Source organism: Phyllobacterium sp. OV277 (genome assembly GCF_900104355.1).
GTDB lineage: Bacteria > Pseudomonadota > Alphaproteobacteria > Rhizobiales > Rhizobiaceae > Phyllobacterium.
The window spans coordinates 365,211-381,312 of the sequence record NZ_FNIY01000003.1; the positions used below are offsets into that span (position 1 = coordinate 365,211).

Consider the following 16,102-nt stretch of genomic DNA (forward strand, 5'->3'; position numbering starts at 1 on the left):
ACAAATACTCAAGCACTCTACCGTGTTGTCAGCCAATTGAAATCTTTCATTTGCCAAAAATTTTGGCAGCGTCAAAAATTGCCGCATAAACGTGCTTGCAACGGCGGTGCTGGCCGCATAGCATCCGCGCCGATGGTTTCTCCGGCAAGACAACGCCGGAGATGAAAAGGGAACACGGTGAGGCGTACCCAAAAGGGACCGAGACCGTGGCTGCCCCCGCAACTGTAAGCGGTGAGCGATGCCTGACATGCCACTGGTTGAAAGACCGGGAAGGCAAGGCGAAGCTGAGACCCGCGAGCCAGGAGACCTGCCATCACACTTGAAATTCGAACCGGACGGGGTGTGCCGGGAGCGATGCGATGTCTCTCCCGCATTGTCGCGATGGTGCATTGGCTGCGTTCCCCAACCCCTGTCTTTGAGGCAGCGGACAGGCATGAGCACGCCCACCCACCAGATTATTGTCTGCACCCTGTGCAAGTCAGCCGTTGACCAGTCACGGCCGGGGCAGGACCTTGTCGACAGGCTTGCGGCGGAACTTGATGGCGATCCCGCCTATGAGGTGCGCGGTGTTGGCTGCATGGCGGGCTGCGGACATCCCTGCACCGTCGCGTTTCGATCCCCCAATAAGGCGCAATATCTCTTTGGCGATATCTGTCCCGACACCAACTTTGCCGATCTTGTCGAATTTGCCCGGATGTATCAGCGGCTTGATGACGGCTGGTCCAAAGCATCACAGCGCCCGGCAGGCCTTTATGACAAGACACTCGCACGCATTCCCGCACATCTATGACACGGCAGGCATTGACCAATGTTATAACATTACTATACGAGAACAATGCGCCTGATATGGCACGACAGAGTTTACCGATTTGGGACCCAGCACCATGTGTTTTGCCTGCAGTCACGGACATCATCAGCCCATGAGCGAGATTGTCATGCGCGCCGACGATGTGACATTTCGCACGTCCGGCCAGACACTTGTGGACGAAACCTCGCTCGATATCGAACGAGGTTCGCGGCTCGCCATTATCGGCCCGAATGGTGCCGGAAAATCCACGCTGCTGCGCATGCTGGCGGGCCTGCTGCGCCCCTCCTCCGGCAGTGTTTACATCGAAGGCACCCCTATTGAACGGTTGAAGCCCAGAGAAAGGGCAAGACGCTTTGCCTTTGTCGGCCAGACCGATGCGCCTGACCATCAGTTGCTCGTGGAGGATTATGTCTCGCTTGGGCGTATTCCGCATATGGGCGCTCTGACCAAGGCCGGAGATCGCGATATCGTGGCGGAAGCGCTGCTGCGTGCCAAGGTTGCCCAGTTTTCCCGCCGCCCCATAGGTTCGCTCTCCGGTGGTGAAAGGCAGCGCGTGCAACTGGCTCGTGCTATTGCCCAGCAGCCTGATATTCTGTTTCTGGATGAACCCACCAATCATCTCGATCCGAAAGCCCGCAGCGAATTGCTGGCGCTTGTCGCCGGACTGGATGTGACTGTCATCGCGGTGCTGCATGACCTGCCGCTTGTCGCGCCCTTCGCCACCCATGTCGCCGTCATGCACAGCGCACAGTTGGTTGCCATTGGCACGCCTGATGAAACCCTGACGCCGCGCATTGTCAGCGATGTCTTTGATCTCGACGTATTGCGCCTGCGCCATCCCTCGCAGGATCGCGACCTCATGGTGTTCGAAGCACCGGAACCTACAACAACAATACAATCTGCTCAGCTACGGAGAATTTGATGAAAAGAATGCTGCTCGCCCTCACCTTATCGGTGCTCTCAGCGCCCGCTTGGGCGTTTCCTGTCACCGTCGACAGCTGCGGCAAGCCGCTGACCTTTGATGCCGCTCCCAAGCGCGCGGTCATTCAGGACATCAATATGAGCGAGATGGCTTTCGCCCTGCATTTGCAGCCGTCAATAGTTGGCGTTTCGGGCATTACCGGCTGGTACAAGCTGGATGACGCTTTCAAAAAACAGCAGGGGTCCATCCCGGAACTTGCGCCCAAATATCCAACACTGGAAAATCTCGTCGCCGTTGAGCCCGACTTTTTCTTTGCGGGCTGGAATTACGGCATGAAACCCGGCGGTGAAGTCACGCCTGACACGCTCGCCCCGCACGGCATCAAGACGCTGGAGCTGACTGAAAGCTGCATTCATCTCGACAAAAACCGGCCAGCCGCCTCCATGGACCTGCTCTATGGCGACATGGAAAAGCTCGGCAAGATTTTCGGCAAGGAAGAGGAAGCAAACAAGCTGGTCAGCGGCTGGAAAACCGAGCTTGCCGACCTGAAGGCCAAGATCGGCGACAAGAGCGGCACCCGTGTGTTCCTCTATGATTCCGGCGAGGACAAGCCGTTCACCGCAGGCAAATTCGCCATTCCGACGGCGATGATCAGCGACGCCGGTGGCAGCAATATCATGGCCGATCTCGACACAAGCTGGGGCACCACTTCGTGGGAAACCGTCGCCACACGCAATCCTGAGTTCCTCGTGCTCCTCGATTATCAGGATGATGCGGGCTATCAGAAACTGCTCGACTTCCTTAAATCGCATCCGGCGATGAAGGAAACCGACGCGGTGAAAAACAATCGCTTCGTCGCCCTGCGCTATGCGGAACTGACACCCGGCCCCGCCAATATCGAGGCGATCGTCAAGATGGCCAAGGCGATGCACCCGGAAGCATTCTGAGTGCTTCCGTCTATCCGTCAGCATCTGATGCTTATCGTGGGGGTGATGGCCATTTTGGCCCTCGCCCTCATTTCCATTGCCTATGGGGCAACGGTTATCCCGCTCAGTGATGTGCTGCGCGCGCTTGCCCATGCCGCCGGTCTCTCCGACACTGCTGTTCAGGGTCCCGTTGGCAAGATCATTGTTGATTTGCGCCTGCCGCGAGTGATCCTTGCCATTTGCGTTGGCGCCGGGCTCGGCATCATCGGCGCGCTGTTGCAAACCGTCACTCGCAATGATCTCGCCGATCCGTTCCTCTTCGGCCTTTCCAATGGCGCTGCGGCGGGAGCCGTGTCAGTCATCACCATCATCGGCGACCGGTTCGGCATCTGGACCTTGCCGATTGCAGCGTTCAGTGGCGGCATGCTGGCGGCGATTGTTGTTTTGATGCTGGTGCGGCGCGTGCAGGGACAGGGACCGGAGCGGCTGATTCTGGCGGGTCTTGCCGTCTCATTCCTCTTTGCTGCACTCACCAACTATATGGTGTTTGCCGGTGATCAGCGCGCCGCCCATTCGGTGATGTTCTGGACACTTGGCGGCCTCGGCCTTGCCCGCTGGGAAAACCTGCCGCTGGCGCTTGTCGGCCTTGCGGCGATCCTCATCTACGCGCTTTACAACCACCGCAATCTGGATGCACTGCTGGCAGGCGAAAACACCGCCGAAAGCCTTGGCGTCCGCGTAACCCGCATCCGCAACACGGTGTTTATCGTCTGCGCTTTTTCAACCGCAATTTTTGTCTCGGTGGCTGGTGTGATCGGTTTCGTCGGCCTGATGATCCCGCATATTGCCCGGCGTTTCTCTGGTCAGTTGCATGCGGGGCTGATTGTGACCTGCGCCCTGCTCGGGGCAACGCTGATCCTGCTCAGCGATCTCGCAGCGCGTTTGCTGCTGGCACCGCAGGAACTACCCATCGGTATTGTTACCAGTTCCATCGGTGCGTTTTTTGTGGTGACAGTGCTGTTGAGGAAACGGCCGGGGTGATTGGGTTTTTGCATAATATGGTGAGCGTCCTGAACTTTCCGCATGGCAAACCACGCACCCGCTCTCCGTCATCCCTGAATATCTCCTCCCTCTCCGTCATCCTCGGGCTTGACCCGAGGACCCACGACTAAGAAGTGCCAAGGTAAACATTGACGCGACGCATTCCAGCAAGGTCCTCGGGTCAAGCCCGAGGATGACGGACAGGGAGGAGAAGCGCTTAAGAAAGCGCAGACTGCTTCACAGAAAACTACAATCTTCCCCAAGCCACAAAATTTGGATTGGCGAAATCGGCATCATCGGCCTGATTGCGGCGGCCATAGGTTAGTGGATTGCCATCAAGCGTCAGCGTAATACCCCCCGCCGCCCGCAAAACCGCATCACCGGCTGCCGTGTCCCATTCCATCGTGCGGCCAAAACGCGGATAAATATCCGCCTCGCCGCGCGCCAACAGGCCGAATTTCAGTGAAGACCCCACGGAAACACAGTCTGTCACACTGAACTTTTCGAGATAGGCATCGGTTTCCGGTGTGCGATGCGAGCGGCTGGCGACGGCAATCAGCGCGTCGGGCGCTTTGCGGCAGGAGATTGCCTTGCGCGCGAGGACAGTGCCATCTTCACTAATGGTGACTTCCTGCGCACCGGCGTTTCCGCCTGTGAACAGGACACCGCGAACCGGCGCATAGACAACACCCAGAACCGGGACACCTTTTTCGATTAGCGCGATGTTTACGGTGAAGTCACCATTGCGGTTGACGAACTCACGCGTTCCATCGAGCGGGTCCACCAGATAAAAACGTGCACCGAGATCACCGGGCACATGGCCGCCGGAGATTTCCTCTTCCGCTACCACAGGGATATCGGGCGTTGCCTTGCTGAGCGCCGCCTGAATGATTGCTTCGGCGGCATGATCGGCTTCCGTCACCGGTGACTTGTCATCTTTCAGTTCGAAATCGCAACCCTTGGCGTAGATGCGCAGGATTTCCTGTCCGGCTGATATGGCGGTGGTTTCGAGGATGGTAAGGAGAGTGGTGTGATTGATGGTGGTGGTGATGGTCATTCACCCCCCTCTGCCCTGTCGGGCATCTCCCCCACAAGGGGGGAGATCACATTGACATCAGCGCCTTTGCACAACCGGAACCATTTCAGATTGTGCAAAGGCAGCACTGAAGGCTGATCTCCCCCCTTGTGGGGGAGATGTCCGACAGGACAGAGGGGGGTGAAAGCCGGTTTCATCACACCGCTAAATCGACCAAGAACTTTGATCGTAGTTGAAAATAATACCATGATCGGTCAAGAGCTTTTCCACTTCCGATGCGAGGGCCTCGGTCGTGCGGCCAACCGTATGCAAATGCAATTCAGGATTTTCGGGCGCTTCGTAGGGCGAGTCGACGCCGGTGAAATTCTTGATCTCGCCGCGCAGGGCTTTTGCATAGAGCCCCTTGGGATCGCGGCGGGCGCATTCCTCGAATGGCGTGTCGACGAAGACTTCCAAAAACTCGCCATCACCCAGAAGCTCACGCACCATGCGGCGTTCTGAACGGAATGGCGAAATGAATGACACAAGCACGATCAGGCCCGCATCGACCATCAGCTTGGCCACTTCACCGACGCGGCGGATATTTTCCACCCGGTCCTCTTCGGTAAAGCCAAGGTCGCGGTTGAGACCATGGCGCACATTGTCGCCATCAAGAATATAGGTGTGCTTGCCGAGCGAAGAGAGGCGCTTTTCAACGAGATTGGCAACCGTTGATTTGCCCGAGCCGGAAAGGCCGGTGAACCAGATCACCGCCGGTTTCTGGTTCTTCTGGTCGGCACGCGAGGCCTTGCTGACATCAAGCGCCTGCCAATGCACGTTGGATGCACGGCGCAGACCGAAATCGATCATACCAGCACCGACGGTCGCGTTGGTGAGGCGGTCGATGAGAATGAACGACCCGGTGGAGCGGTTCGACTTATAGGGATCGAACGCAATCGGCTCCTGCGCCGAAATATTGACGACGCCCACTTCATTCAGATCAAGCGATTTGGCCGCTTCCTGCGCGAAGCTGTTGATATCGATTCGGTATTTCAGGTCAGTGATCGTCGCCGTCGCCTGATCGGTTTCCGTGCGCAGGATATAGGAGCGGCCGGGGATCAGCGCATGTTCAGAGAACCAGACAAGATGGGCGGCAAACTGATCCGCCACCTCAGGGCGGGCACCCGGCGCAACCAGCATATTGCCGCGCGAGACTTCAACCTCATCCTCAAGCACCAGCGTTACCGCCTGCCCTTCGACAGCCCGGTCAAGATCGCCATCCTGCGTGACAACACGCTTCACCCGCGAGGATTTGCCTGACTTGGCGACGACAACCTCATCACCCGGCGCAACAACGCCCGAGGCTATGGTGCCGGCAAACCCACGGAAATCGAGATTGGGCCGGTTGACATATTGCACGGGGAAACGGAACGGACGCTCTTCATCCGCATCCGCCAGCGGCACATCTTCAAGATGTTGCAGCAGTGCCGGTCCCTTGTACCAGGGCATGTTGGCGGAGGAAGAAATGACATTATCGCCAAAGCGCGCCGACAGCGGAATGGGCTGGATCGACTGGAAGCCGAGCTTGTCGGCAAACTCCTGATAATCCGCAACGATCCTGTCGAAAATCTCTTGCGAATAATCGACCAGATCGATCTTGTTGATGGCCAGCACGATGTTGCGGATACCAAGCAGCGAGGCAATGAAACTATGGCGGCGCGTCTGCCGCAAAATGCCCTGCCGTGCATCGACAAGCACAATGGCAAGATCAGCGGTGGATGCGCCCGTTGCCATGTTGCGCGTGTATTGTTCATGGCCCGGTGTATCGGCAACGATGAACTTGCGCTTCGGCGTCGAGAAAAAACGATAGGCAACGTCAATGGTGATGCCCTGCTCGCGCTCTGCCTCAAGCCCATCGACCAGCAATGCGAAATCAATATCCTCGCCATTGGTGCCATGCTTGCGGCTGTCATTCTGCAGCGCGGCCAACTGGTCCTCGAAGATCAGCTTGGTGTCATAGAGCAGACGGCCGATCAGTGTCGACTTGCCATCATCAACCGAACCGCAGGTGAGAAAGCGCAGCAGCGATTTCTTTTCCTGCTCGGCCATATAGGCGCGGATTTCCTCGGCAGCGGAAGCCTTGATCGGGGCAACGTTGTTCATCAGAAATAGCCCTCGCGCTTCTTCTTCTCCATTGATCCCGCTTCGTCCTTGTCGATGAGGCGCCCCTGCCGTTCGGATGTGCGGGCGATCAGCATTTCGCTGACAATCTCGGGCAGCGTCACCGCATCGGATTCAATTGCACCGGTCAGAGGATAGCAGCCAAGCGTGCGAAAGCGAACGAGCTTTTCCTCAAGCGCTTCACCGGGTAATAGCTGCATGCGCTCATCATCACGCATGATCAGCATGCCGTCGCGCTCCACCACCGGGCGCTTGGCCGCAAAATAAAGCGGAACAATCGGGATATTCTCCTGAAGGATGTACTGCCAGATATCGAGTTCGGTCCAGTTGGAAATGGGGAAAACGCGGATGGATTCGCCCTTGGCAACGCGCGTATTGTAGATCTTCCACATTTCCGGCCGCTGGTTCTTCGGGTCCCAGGAGTGCTGGGCATTGCGGAAGGAGAAAATACGCTCCTTGGCGCGGGACTTTTCCTCGTCGCGCCGCGCACCGCCAAAGGCTGCATCAAAGCCGTATTTGTCGAGCGCCTGGCGCAGGCCAACGGTCTTCATGATGTGGGTATGGGTGTTCGACCCGTGCACGAACGGGCTGATGCCCTGTTCTATGCCTTCCTGATTGCTGTGAACCAGCAGATCAAAGCCGAGACGCTTTGCTTCTGAATCACGAAACGCGATCATCTCCTTGAATTTCCAGGTCGTATCGACATGCAGGAATGGAAATGGCGGTTTGGCCGGATAGAAGGCCTTCATCGCCAGATGCAGCATGACGGAGGAATCCTTGCCGATGGAATACAGCATCACCGGCTTGGAAAATGTCGCGGCAACCTCGCGGAAAATATGGATTGCTTCGGCTTCAAGACGCTGAAGGTGCGTCAGGCTCTTGGTCATGAAAATACTATCCACTGCTTTTCGGGCCACTGTATTTCGAAAACCTCCGGGTTGCCCCGGTTTCCGCTTCGATTTCCAGATGTTCGCCGCAACAAATATCGATCCAATTTTTCGGCTTCTTACGACTTGCCGAACCGTGCGGCAACCATAGTGGACGGCCCCGCATGAAGAAAAGGATGGTTTCACAAGGCAAGGCAAATTCACGCCAATTTATTGCTGCGAACGTCTGAAATATAAGAACATCATTCCAGCGAAGTTGAAAGCGAGAGTCTGACTTTTTCAAAAAAGCCGATCTGTGGAAAATTGATCCAGCAAAATTCACTCTCAGAACCGCCGATAAGAGATCATTTATATCAAGACGCCATCGGCAGCAGTCGTTTGGCCAAACATTACACATACATTACGATTGACCGGAATGATCATCTCTCCTAGATGCTTGTGAAAATTAATGAATTTAAATTCACCAGAAGTTCCGGAATTGATTCATGGACATTTGTACGTTTTGGTATGGGCCGCGCTTACGGGAAGTCGACAGGGTCTGTCTGGCATCCATGGCGATGACCGGACAGCGGGTGAAACTTTACGCGTTTGAAGAGATCGAGAACCTGCCGAAGGGTGTCGAGCTTCACGATGCCGCGACCATTCTGGATAAAAAGTATTTCCAGCGCATCGATCCGGATTTTCCCAATATCGAGAAAGCCAGCCGCGTCATTGGCCAGTTCAGCGATCTATTCCGCGTCACCCTGATGAAGAAGCAGCAAGGTTTCTGGCTCGACACGGACATTTATCTGCTGAAGCAATTTCACCCTGATACCGACAAGCCTTACCTCGCGCGCGAAAACTATTTCCGCCTTGGTGTATCAGCCATGTATCTGCCGCCGGATAATCCTGTCATCAGGGAGTTCGACGAATATATGGAAGGAACGGTTATCGTTCCACCATGGCTCGGCTTCCGCCGCCGCGTCCTGCGCCCCGCATGGTTCCGCCTGACCGGGCAGAAGATCACGCCCGCAACCATCGGTATTACCGCCTTTGCCAATGATGGCATCTCGCGCATGGCCAAGCGCTACGGCTTCTTCAAGGACGCCGCGCCGAAGGAAAACTTCTACTATTGGACCGCGCGCGACGCCCTGAAGATTTTTGATCCCGCCTATGGTCTGGAGCCCAGCCACCATCCTGATTTCATCGGGTTTCATATCCATAAAAAAGGCCCGACAAACCAGCCACCACTAGAAGGCAGTTTTTACCACTGGGCTGTTAATCGCGTTGCTGATTATCTGTAAGTTTTGATTTGCATTGGTTGTGATGGGGTTCGTGGTTCGTGGTTCGACAAGCTCACCATGAGGGACCTGGGTGGATGCAATGATAATCGCTGAGGTCATCGCCCGGTCATAGCTAAACTCATTGCCAAGATTGCAGAACTTGACTCCCTGCAATCCCCAATCTCCCTCATGGTGAGCCTGTCGAACCACGAACCATTCCCATGCAGCCCAATAAAGCCGCGTTTTGATCAAATGAAACGTTTCATCTTGACAAGATCGTGATCTTGGGGCTCCTATTATCACGAGGCGTTTCTCAATTTATCCATTTGATGAAACGTTTCATCGCCCTGTTGGAGGACATGGCAAACAATTGAACGTCTTTTGTTATTCTGGGAGGAATACAATGAAATTCGCACATCTTATTGCCGCCAGCATTCTGGTCGGCACGCTCGCCATGCCTGCCGCAAGCTTTGCTGCTGATAAGCCCGTTGTCGGGCTGGTCATGAAGTCGCTTGCCAATGAGTTCTTCAAGAACATGCTTGAGGGCGCCAAGGCACACGAAGCCAAGCGCGGTGATTATACGCTTAAAGCTGTTGGCATGCAGTCCGAGACCGATGTCGAGACGCAGATCAACGCGATCGAAAGTTTCATCACCCAGAAGGTTGATGCCATTGTTGTTGCACCCTCCGATTCCCGCGCTCTTGTTCCACCGATCAAGCGGGCGGTTGATGCCGGTATCACCGTCGTCAATTTTGACGTGGCGCTGGATGACAAGGCCAAGGAAGAAGCGGGCCTGAAGCTGGCTTTCGTCGGCCCTGACAACCGTGAAGGTGCCAAGATGGCCGGTGATGCGCTGGCCAAGAAGCTGGGTGCCGGTGCGAAAGTCGTCATCATAGAAGGCAATCCCGGCGCTGATAATGCGGCCCAGCGCAAGCTTGGTTTCATGGACTCCGTTGCTGCGGGCAAGCTTGATCTTCTGGACTCGCGCACCGCCCATTGGGAAACCGAAGAAGCCAACACCGTTTTCTCCAATATGCTGACCGCCCATCCTGATATTCAGGGCGTGATGGCCGCCAATGACTCCATGGTGCTTGGTGTGGTCAAGGCCATTGAAGCGGCTGGTAAAACCGGCAAGATCGAAGTCGTTGGCTTCGACAATATCCCTGCCGTACAGCCGCTCCTGAAGGAAAAGAAGCTGCTGGCCACCGTTGACCAGTTCGGTCAGCAGATGGCCGCCAATGCCATCGACAAGGCGCTGGGCGTAGTGGCTGGCGGCAAGCCGCTCGAAGGCTGGGTGAAGACCGAGATCAAGCTCGTCACCTCTGATGATGTGAAGTAACACGGTCAAACAGCGGCTGTGCTCCTCTGCGCAGCCGCCAACCGGGTCAAAGATCATGGAAAATGTGCAAATGGCAGGTGCGACGGCCCCGGCATTGGCGGATGCTGCCGTAAAACCGGTGCTTGCGCTCTCGGGCGTCAAAAAGCGCTTTGGCGGTGTTGTCGCGCTTGATGGCGTCAGCTTTTCGCTGCGCCCGGGCGAGGTCCATGCGCTTGTCGGCGAAAATGGCGCAGGCAAGTCCACGCTGATCAAGATCCTGTGCGGGATTATCCAGCGCGATGCCGGGACAATTACGCTCGATAGCGAGGCCTATGATCCGCATACACCCGGCGATGCCAAGAAGGCTGGTATTCAGGTGGTGCATCAGGAATTCAATCTCCTGCCCTATCTTTCCGTTGCCGAAAACATCTGCTTTGAAGACATGCCGCGCAAGGCATTCGGCATGGTGGATTTCCCGACGCTCTATGCCAGAGCACGCAAGGCGCTGGATGCCATCGGTCTTGGTGATGTCGATGTGCGCCGTCCGGTGGAATCGCTCGGCGTGGCCCATCGCCAGCTCGTCGAAATTGCCCGCGCCCTTATGGGCGAAAGCCGTATCCTCATTCTCGACGAGCCGACAGCGACGCTGACCGCGCGTGAGACTGAACGGCTGTTTGAGATCATTGCTGCCCTCAAGGCCAAAGGCGTGGCGGTGGTGTTTGTCTCGCACCACCTCAACGAGGTGTTTTCGATCTGCGACCGGGTGACGGTGCTGCGCAATGGCCAATCGGTCATGACGGCGGATATTGCATCAACCACCCCGGATCAGCTGGTTACCAATATGGTGGGACGCCAGCTGGCCGCGGCCATGGCCGCCGCGCGCGATCTGGATAAAACGGGCCGCATCGCCCTTTCCTTGCGCGGTTTGCGCCACCCCGCCTCGCCCCATGCGGAAGGTGTTTCCCTCGATCTGCGCTATGGCGAAATCCTTGGCATTGCCGGGCTGGTTGGCTCAGGCCGCACGGAACTGCTCCGCTCGATCTTCGCCGCTGATCTGCCCCTCTCCGGCACGCTGGAACGGGATGGAAAACCGCGCCGTTACCAGAACCCCAAGCAGGCAATCCGCGACGGTATCGGTTTTGTCACCGAAGACCGCAAGGAAGAAGGCCTGATCCTGGACATGGCGATATCTGCCAATGTGACATTGGCGAGCCTGCGCAAGGTTTCGCGCCTTGGCCTTCTCAACAAGCGCGCGGAGACCCTGTTGACCCAACAGCTCGGCGGCGAGATCAAGCTGAAATATGGCGGCGCCTCCGATGCGGTTTCCACCCTTTCCGGCGGCAACCAGCAAAAGGTGGTGCTGGCCAAATGGCTGGCGAACGATCCGAAAATCCTGCTGCTCGATGAGCCGACGCGCGGCGTTGATGTGGGTGCCAAGGCGGAAATCTACGCGCTGCTGCGCGGTCTTGCGGAAAAAGGGCTGGCGCTTCTCATCGTTTCGTCGGAACTGCCCGAACTCATCACGCTCAGCGACCGCATTCTCGTCATGTCAAAACACCGCATTGCCGGTGAAGTGGCACGCGCGGACTTTTCCGAAGAGCGCATTTTGAACTTTGCCTATAAGGACGAACGCAACCATGGACACCACTGATTTGACCACGGCGCCTGCGGGCAGCAGAACCATCGCAACCACGACCAAAACAGTGCTGCGCGAGGCGGGTATCGGCATTGCGCTGATCGCGCTGATCATCGTGTTTTCCTTCACGCCGCATTTTCTGTCCTCCAGCAATGTCACCAATATCTTGACGCAGGTGACAATCAATCTGGTGCTTTCCATCGGCATGACCTTTGTCATTCTCATCGGCGGTATCGATCTTTCCGTCGGCTCGGTCCTGTCCTTCTGCGCTGTGGTGGCGGGCACAGTCATGACACTGCCGGGGCTTGATCCTGTCATGGCGGTGTTTCTGGCAACCATCAGCGCTATTCTGGCGGGCATCGGTTTCGGCCTGCTCAATGGGTTGATCAGCGCCTATTGGGCCATTCCGTCGTTCATCGTCACGCTTGGCACGCTCAATATCGCGCGCGGTGCGGCCTTGCAGGTCACCAATGCCTCCACGATCTATTCCTTTCCGGCAGCGTTCAACGCCTTCGGTTCGAAAACCTTTTACGGCATTCCGCTGCTGTTCCTGATTGCGCTGGTGCTGGTGGCGATTGGCTGGTTTGTCCTTGCCAAAACCGTGTTCGGCCGCGTGCTCTACGGCATTGGCAACAATGAGGAAGCGGCCCGCCTCGCCGGGCACAATGTGTTCTTCTACAAGGTCGCCGCCTTTACCATTTGCGGCGTTCTCGTCGGTATCGGCGCGATCATCTACATGGCCCGCCTCAACATTGCGAGCCCGATCATCGGCATCGGCTTTGAGCTCAATGCGATTGCCGCTGTCATCATTGGCGGTACGAGCTTGAGCGGCGGACGCGGCAGTATTGTCGGCACCCTGCTTGGTGCCTGTATCATCGGCGTGCTTGCCAATGGTCTTATTCTTTTGGGTCTGAGCGATTTCATGCGGCAGATGATCACCGGATTTGTGATTATCCTTGCAGTAATCCTTGACAAATATCGTGAAAGGCTGACGAAAGCATAAGGGGAAATGATGGTGTTAACCAAGGTTGGCATCCGCAACAGGTCAGGCATGGGAAGATGGCAAACATCAAGGACGTAGCCGCAAAGGCCAATGTTTCCGTAGGCACTGTCTCACGCGTACTGGCGAAGAACGAGACAGTCGGCAAAGAGCTGCGCGAACTGGTGGAAGCCACGATCCGCGAGTTGAACTTCCGGCCAAATGGCGTGGCGCGCGGTTTGCGCCGCAGCCGCACCGATATGATCGGCCTTGTCATCCCTGATATTACCAATCCGTTCTTCGCCGAACTGGCAAAACATGTGGAGGCAATTGCCTCGCGCGCGGGATTGTCAGTGCTTCTGTCGATCACCAATGATGATCCGAAGATCGAACGCGCGCAGATCGACAGTCTGCTCAAGAGCTATCCCACCGGTCTCATTGTTGTCCCCACACAATACGGCGCCTCCAAGGGCTGGAGCAGCGATGTGGCAACCGTGGCTGTCGACAGGCGTTGCGCGGGCTTTCCCCTGATCTCGGTTAATCACTACAGGGGTGCAGGTCTCGCGGCCGTGCATTTGATGTCGCTGGGCCATGAGCGCATTGCCTATATTGCCGGATCGGTCGACGCACCCGTTGCGGGTGAACGGCGTGCCGGTTTTCTCAACACGCTCGCCTCAGCAGGCGCGCGGTGCGAGGTTGTCGAGGGTCATTTCGATTATGCTTCGGGCGAGACGCTGGGACGCCTGTTGCTCGACCGTCCCGCGCATGAACGCCCGACCGCTATTGCCACGGCCAGCGATCAGCAGGCCATCGGCCTGTTGCGCGCCGCCAGCGATCTTGAACTCAAGGTGCCGGATGATGTGTCAATCATCGGCTTCGATGATATTCCACTGGCCAGTCTGGTAACGCCGCGCCTGACCACGATCAGCCAGCCGGTGGAGCAAATCGCCGCGCGGGCAGTTGCCGCCACCACCGGCAGCGATGGTGTGCCTTTGCAGGACGAATTCTTCGAAGCAACGCTGGTGGTGCGTGGTTCGACAAAACAGCTTTGAGGGAGAGCGGTGGATGCAAGGCTAATCGTCAGCATTGCAGAATTTTGCCCCCTGCAACTCATCTAATCTGCTTAGCCGTGGGTCCTCGGGTCAAGCCCGAGGATGACGGAGAGATGGGAGCTTTAGGATGACGGAGATGGGGCGTGTAGAGAGCTAAATTCTGCAATCTCTGCGATTTGCATCTCGTATTGCAGCCCAGCCAAGCCCCTCATGGTGAGCGTCCTGAGCCTGTCGAAGGGCGAACCACGACTAACTTTTAATTCTCTGCCAAGCATTCACCCCCCTCTGCCTTGTCAGGCATCTCCCCCACAAGGGGGGAGATCACATTGACATCAGCGCCTTTGCACAACAGGAAGCGCTGCAAATTGTGCAAGATAGCATTGAAGGCTGATCTCCCCCCTTGTGGGGGAGATGTCCGACAGGACAGAGGGGGGTGATTGCATCCACCAACATTGCAGTTACGAAACACACTCCCCCATCACCAAACTGGCTTTCGCGTCTGGCTATTGATGAGGTGGGAAAGACGGGCGATCCATTCGGAAGAGCGAGGGCTGCAATATAAAAGCGCGAACAGGAGGCACCACTTACCCTCCTGCCTGTTATAAACGCTGGTGTTAACCAGCCTCCGGCGCAATCACGCCCTTGGTCAGAATGAAGCAGCCGTAAAAGCGGCGCTCACCCGTGGCGATGACGCAATAGGCGTTTTTGGCGTGCTCATAAAAGGCCATGCGGTCGATGGAGACCATTGGCCAATGCTTGCCCTCGGCAGCATCGATTTCCACCTGCATTTCCTTCTGCACATCCGGAATCTCATCGGGGCTGCCGACGATTTCCATGCGGGCGGCAGCGTCATCAATAAACGTGTCGAGCGGCATGACCGAGAGGATGGCGCGCGCAGCGCGCGGCGCGCTCACATTGTCGATACGCAGCAAGCGGCCAAGGCGGGTTTGCCGGGCAATGGAATCGCCGGGGAAGTTCGTATCGCAAATGACCAGACGGTCGCCGTGCCCCATGGATTTGAGCGCATAGAGCACATCGGCATTCAACAGCGGATCGAGATTTTTCAGCACGGTTGTTTCCTTATTCTCAAGGTTTGTTCGCGGCCATGAAGGCTTCGAATTCTGCTGTCGTCGCATAGGCTTTCTGCGTGCCGGGCCGGGTGATGGAATCAGCCGCATAGAGCGCCGCTTTTTTCAACGACGCCTCAAGCTCTCTGCTCTCGACATAGTAGCGGGCAAAGCTGCCGATGAAGGCATCGCCAGCACCCGTTGTGTCCTTCGGCTTGACCTTGACAGGCTCGATCATGGTCGACTTGTCAGATGTAATCAGCCGTGCGCCGCGTGAGCCCAGCGTGACGATAACCGTACGGATGCCCCGCGAAATCAGCGAATGAGCAGCCTTTTCGATCTGGTCATCCGTTTCGGTTGGCATGCCGGTCAAAAGCGCCAGTTCGCTTTCATTGGGCACCACAAAGGTGACTTTCGCGACTTTCGAAGCATCGAGATCAGGAGCGGCAGGTGCGGGGTTGAGAATGGTTTCAATGCCGTGCTTTTCGGCGAAAGCGGCGGTGTAGTAAACTGTCTCCAGCGGCACTTCCAGCTGCATCAGGATCAGGTCGCAGGTCTTCAAATCCTCGGCTGCCGCATCGATATCCGATGGCTTCAGATCATTGTTAGCGCCCTTGATGATCAGGATGGAATTTTCGCCCGTCTCATCAACGAAGATTGGTGCAACACCGCTCGATTGCCCGGCGACCATGCCGACATGGCTGATATCCACGCCGTTGCTTTTCAGGTTGTCGATGGTGCTCTGGCCGAACACGTCATCACCAACCTTGGTGACCATCATCACATCAGCGCCCAATCGGGCAGCAGCCACGGCCTGATTGGCACCCTTGCCGCCGAACCCCATGGCGAATGCCGGTGCTTCCAGCGTTTCGCCGGGCGCTGGCATGCGGATGATCGATGTGACGAGATCGGTCATGTTGCTGCCAACGACTGCAATGCGACGGGCCATGCTATTTTCCTTGTCTTATTCGTAACGTTCGAAGCTGGTCTATATCAATGATTTCGGGA

Annotated in this window: 14 protein-coding genes and 1 riboswitch; of the genes, 9 read left to right on the forward strand and 5 right to left on the reverse strand. The window is 56.7% G+C overall.

Annotated features, from left to right (window positions below):
• The first annotated feature begins 116 nt into the window (after window positions 1-116).
• Window positions 117-330, forward strand: a riboswitch (cobalamin riboswitch).
• Between the two features lie 103 nt (window positions 331-433).
• The 4 genes from BLU05_RS13675 to BLU05_RS13690 all read left to right on the forward strand — a co-directional run bounded on the left by BLU05_RS13675 (window position 434) and on the right by BLU05_RS13690 (window position 3,697).
• The gene (locus tag BLU05_RS13675; RefSeq protein WP_091880799.1) at window positions 434-790 is read left to right on the forward strand and encodes a DUF1636 family protein; all 357 of its coding nucleotides are present in this window, start codon (window positions 434-436) and stop codon (window positions 788-790) included.
• Window positions 791-920: 130 nt separating this feature from the next.
• A complete protein-coding gene (locus BLU05_RS13680; RefSeq protein WP_091880801.1) occupies window positions 921-1,730 on the forward strand; it encodes an ABC transporter ATP-binding protein in 810 nt (269 codons plus the stop codon).
• A complete protein-coding gene (locus BLU05_RS13685; protein ID WP_091880802.1) occupies window positions 1,730-2,677 on the forward strand; it encodes an ABC transporter substrate-binding protein in 948 nt (315 codons plus the stop codon). Before BLU05_RS13680 ends, BLU05_RS13685 begins: the two co-directional genes overlap by 1 nt.
• 27 nt (window positions 2,678-2,704) lie before the next feature.
• On the forward strand, window positions 2,705-3,697 hold the full coding sequence (locus BLU05_RS13690; protein WP_091881175.1) for a FecCD family ABC transporter permease: 993 nt from the start codon (window positions 2,705-2,707) through the stop codon (window positions 3,695-3,697).
• 247 nt (window positions 3,698-3,944) lie between these two features.
• Here the strand turns inward: BLU05_RS13690 and cysQ are convergent, their stop codons facing one another.
• The 3 genes from cysQ to cysD all read right to left on the reverse strand — a co-directional run bounded on the left by cysQ (window position 3,945) and on the right by cysD (window position 7,780).
• Complete coding sequence (cysQ, locus tag BLU05_RS13695) at window positions 3,945-4,754, reverse strand: 3'(2'),5'-bisphosphate nucleotidase CysQ (RefSeq protein ID WP_091880804.1); 810 nt, start codon at window positions 4,752-4,754, stop codon at window positions 3,945-3,947.
• A gap of 183 nt (window positions 4,755-4,937) precedes the next feature.
• Window positions 4,938-6,875 carry a sulfate adenylyltransferase subunit CysN gene (gene cysN / locus BLU05_RS13705; RefSeq protein WP_091880807.1) on the reverse strand — a complete coding sequence of 646 codons (1,938 nt, stop codon included), beginning with the start codon at window positions 6,873-6,875 and terminating at the stop codon, window positions 4,938-4,940.
• Window positions 6,875-7,780: a sulfate adenylyltransferase subunit CysD gene (gene cysD / locus BLU05_RS13710; protein ID WP_091880808.1), complete on the reverse strand. Its 906-nt coding sequence runs from the start codon at window positions 7,778-7,780 to the stop codon at window positions 6,875-6,877. Before cysD ends, cysN begins: the two co-directional genes overlap by 1 nt.
• A gap of 485 nt (window positions 7,781-8,265) precedes the next feature.
• On the opposite strand from cysD, the gene BLU05_RS13715 reads away from it, so the two are divergent.
• The 5 genes from BLU05_RS13715 to BLU05_RS13735 all read left to right on the forward strand — a co-directional run bounded on the left by BLU05_RS13715 (window position 8,266) and on the right by BLU05_RS13735 (window position 14,027).
• Window positions 8,266-9,063 carry a glycosyltransferase family 32 protein gene (locus BLU05_RS13715; protein ID WP_091880810.1) on the forward strand — a complete coding sequence of 266 codons (798 nt, stop codon included), beginning with the start codon at window positions 8,266-8,268 and terminating at the stop codon, window positions 9,061-9,063.
• A gap of 382 nt (window positions 9,064-9,445) precedes the next feature.
• Entirely contained in the window at window positions 9,446-10,381 is a 936-nt protein-coding gene (locus BLU05_RS13720) for a sugar ABC transporter substrate-binding protein (RefSeq protein WP_091880811.1), read from the forward strand.
• A gap of 70 nt (window positions 10,382-10,451) precedes the next feature.
• Window positions 10,452-12,011, forward strand: coding sequence for a sugar ABC transporter ATP-binding protein (locus tag BLU05_RS13725; RefSeq protein WP_091880813.1), 1,560 nt, complete (start codon window positions 10,452-10,454; stop codon window positions 12,009-12,011).
• Window positions 11,998-12,999 (forward strand): ABC transporter permease, encoded by a 1,002-nt coding sequence (locus tag BLU05_RS13730; protein WP_091880814.1) that lies wholly within the window; start codon window positions 11,998-12,000, stop codon window positions 12,997-12,999. Before BLU05_RS13725 ends, BLU05_RS13730 begins: the two co-directional genes overlap by 14 nt.
• Window positions 13,000-13,055: 56 nt before the next feature.
• Window positions 13,056-14,027, forward strand: a complete 972-nt coding sequence (locus tag BLU05_RS13735) for a LacI family DNA-binding transcriptional regulator (RefSeq protein WP_091880815.1) — start codon at window positions 13,056-13,058, stop codon at window positions 14,025-14,027.
• A gap of 614 nt (window positions 14,028-14,641) precedes the next feature.
• Here the strand turns inward: BLU05_RS13735 and BLU05_RS13745 are convergent.
• On the reverse strand, window positions 14,642-15,097 hold the full coding sequence (locus tag BLU05_RS13745; RefSeq protein WP_091880818.1) for an RbsD/FucU family protein: 456 nt from the start codon (window positions 15,095-15,097) through the stop codon (window positions 14,642-14,644).
• A 16-nt stretch (window positions 15,098-15,113) separates the two neighbouring features.
• On the reverse strand, window positions 15,114-16,043 hold the full coding sequence (gene rbsK / locus BLU05_RS13750) for a ribokinase (protein WP_091880820.1): 930 nt from the start codon (window positions 16,041-16,043) through the stop codon (window positions 15,114-15,116).
• Window positions 16,044-16,102 lie beyond the last annotated feature (59 nt).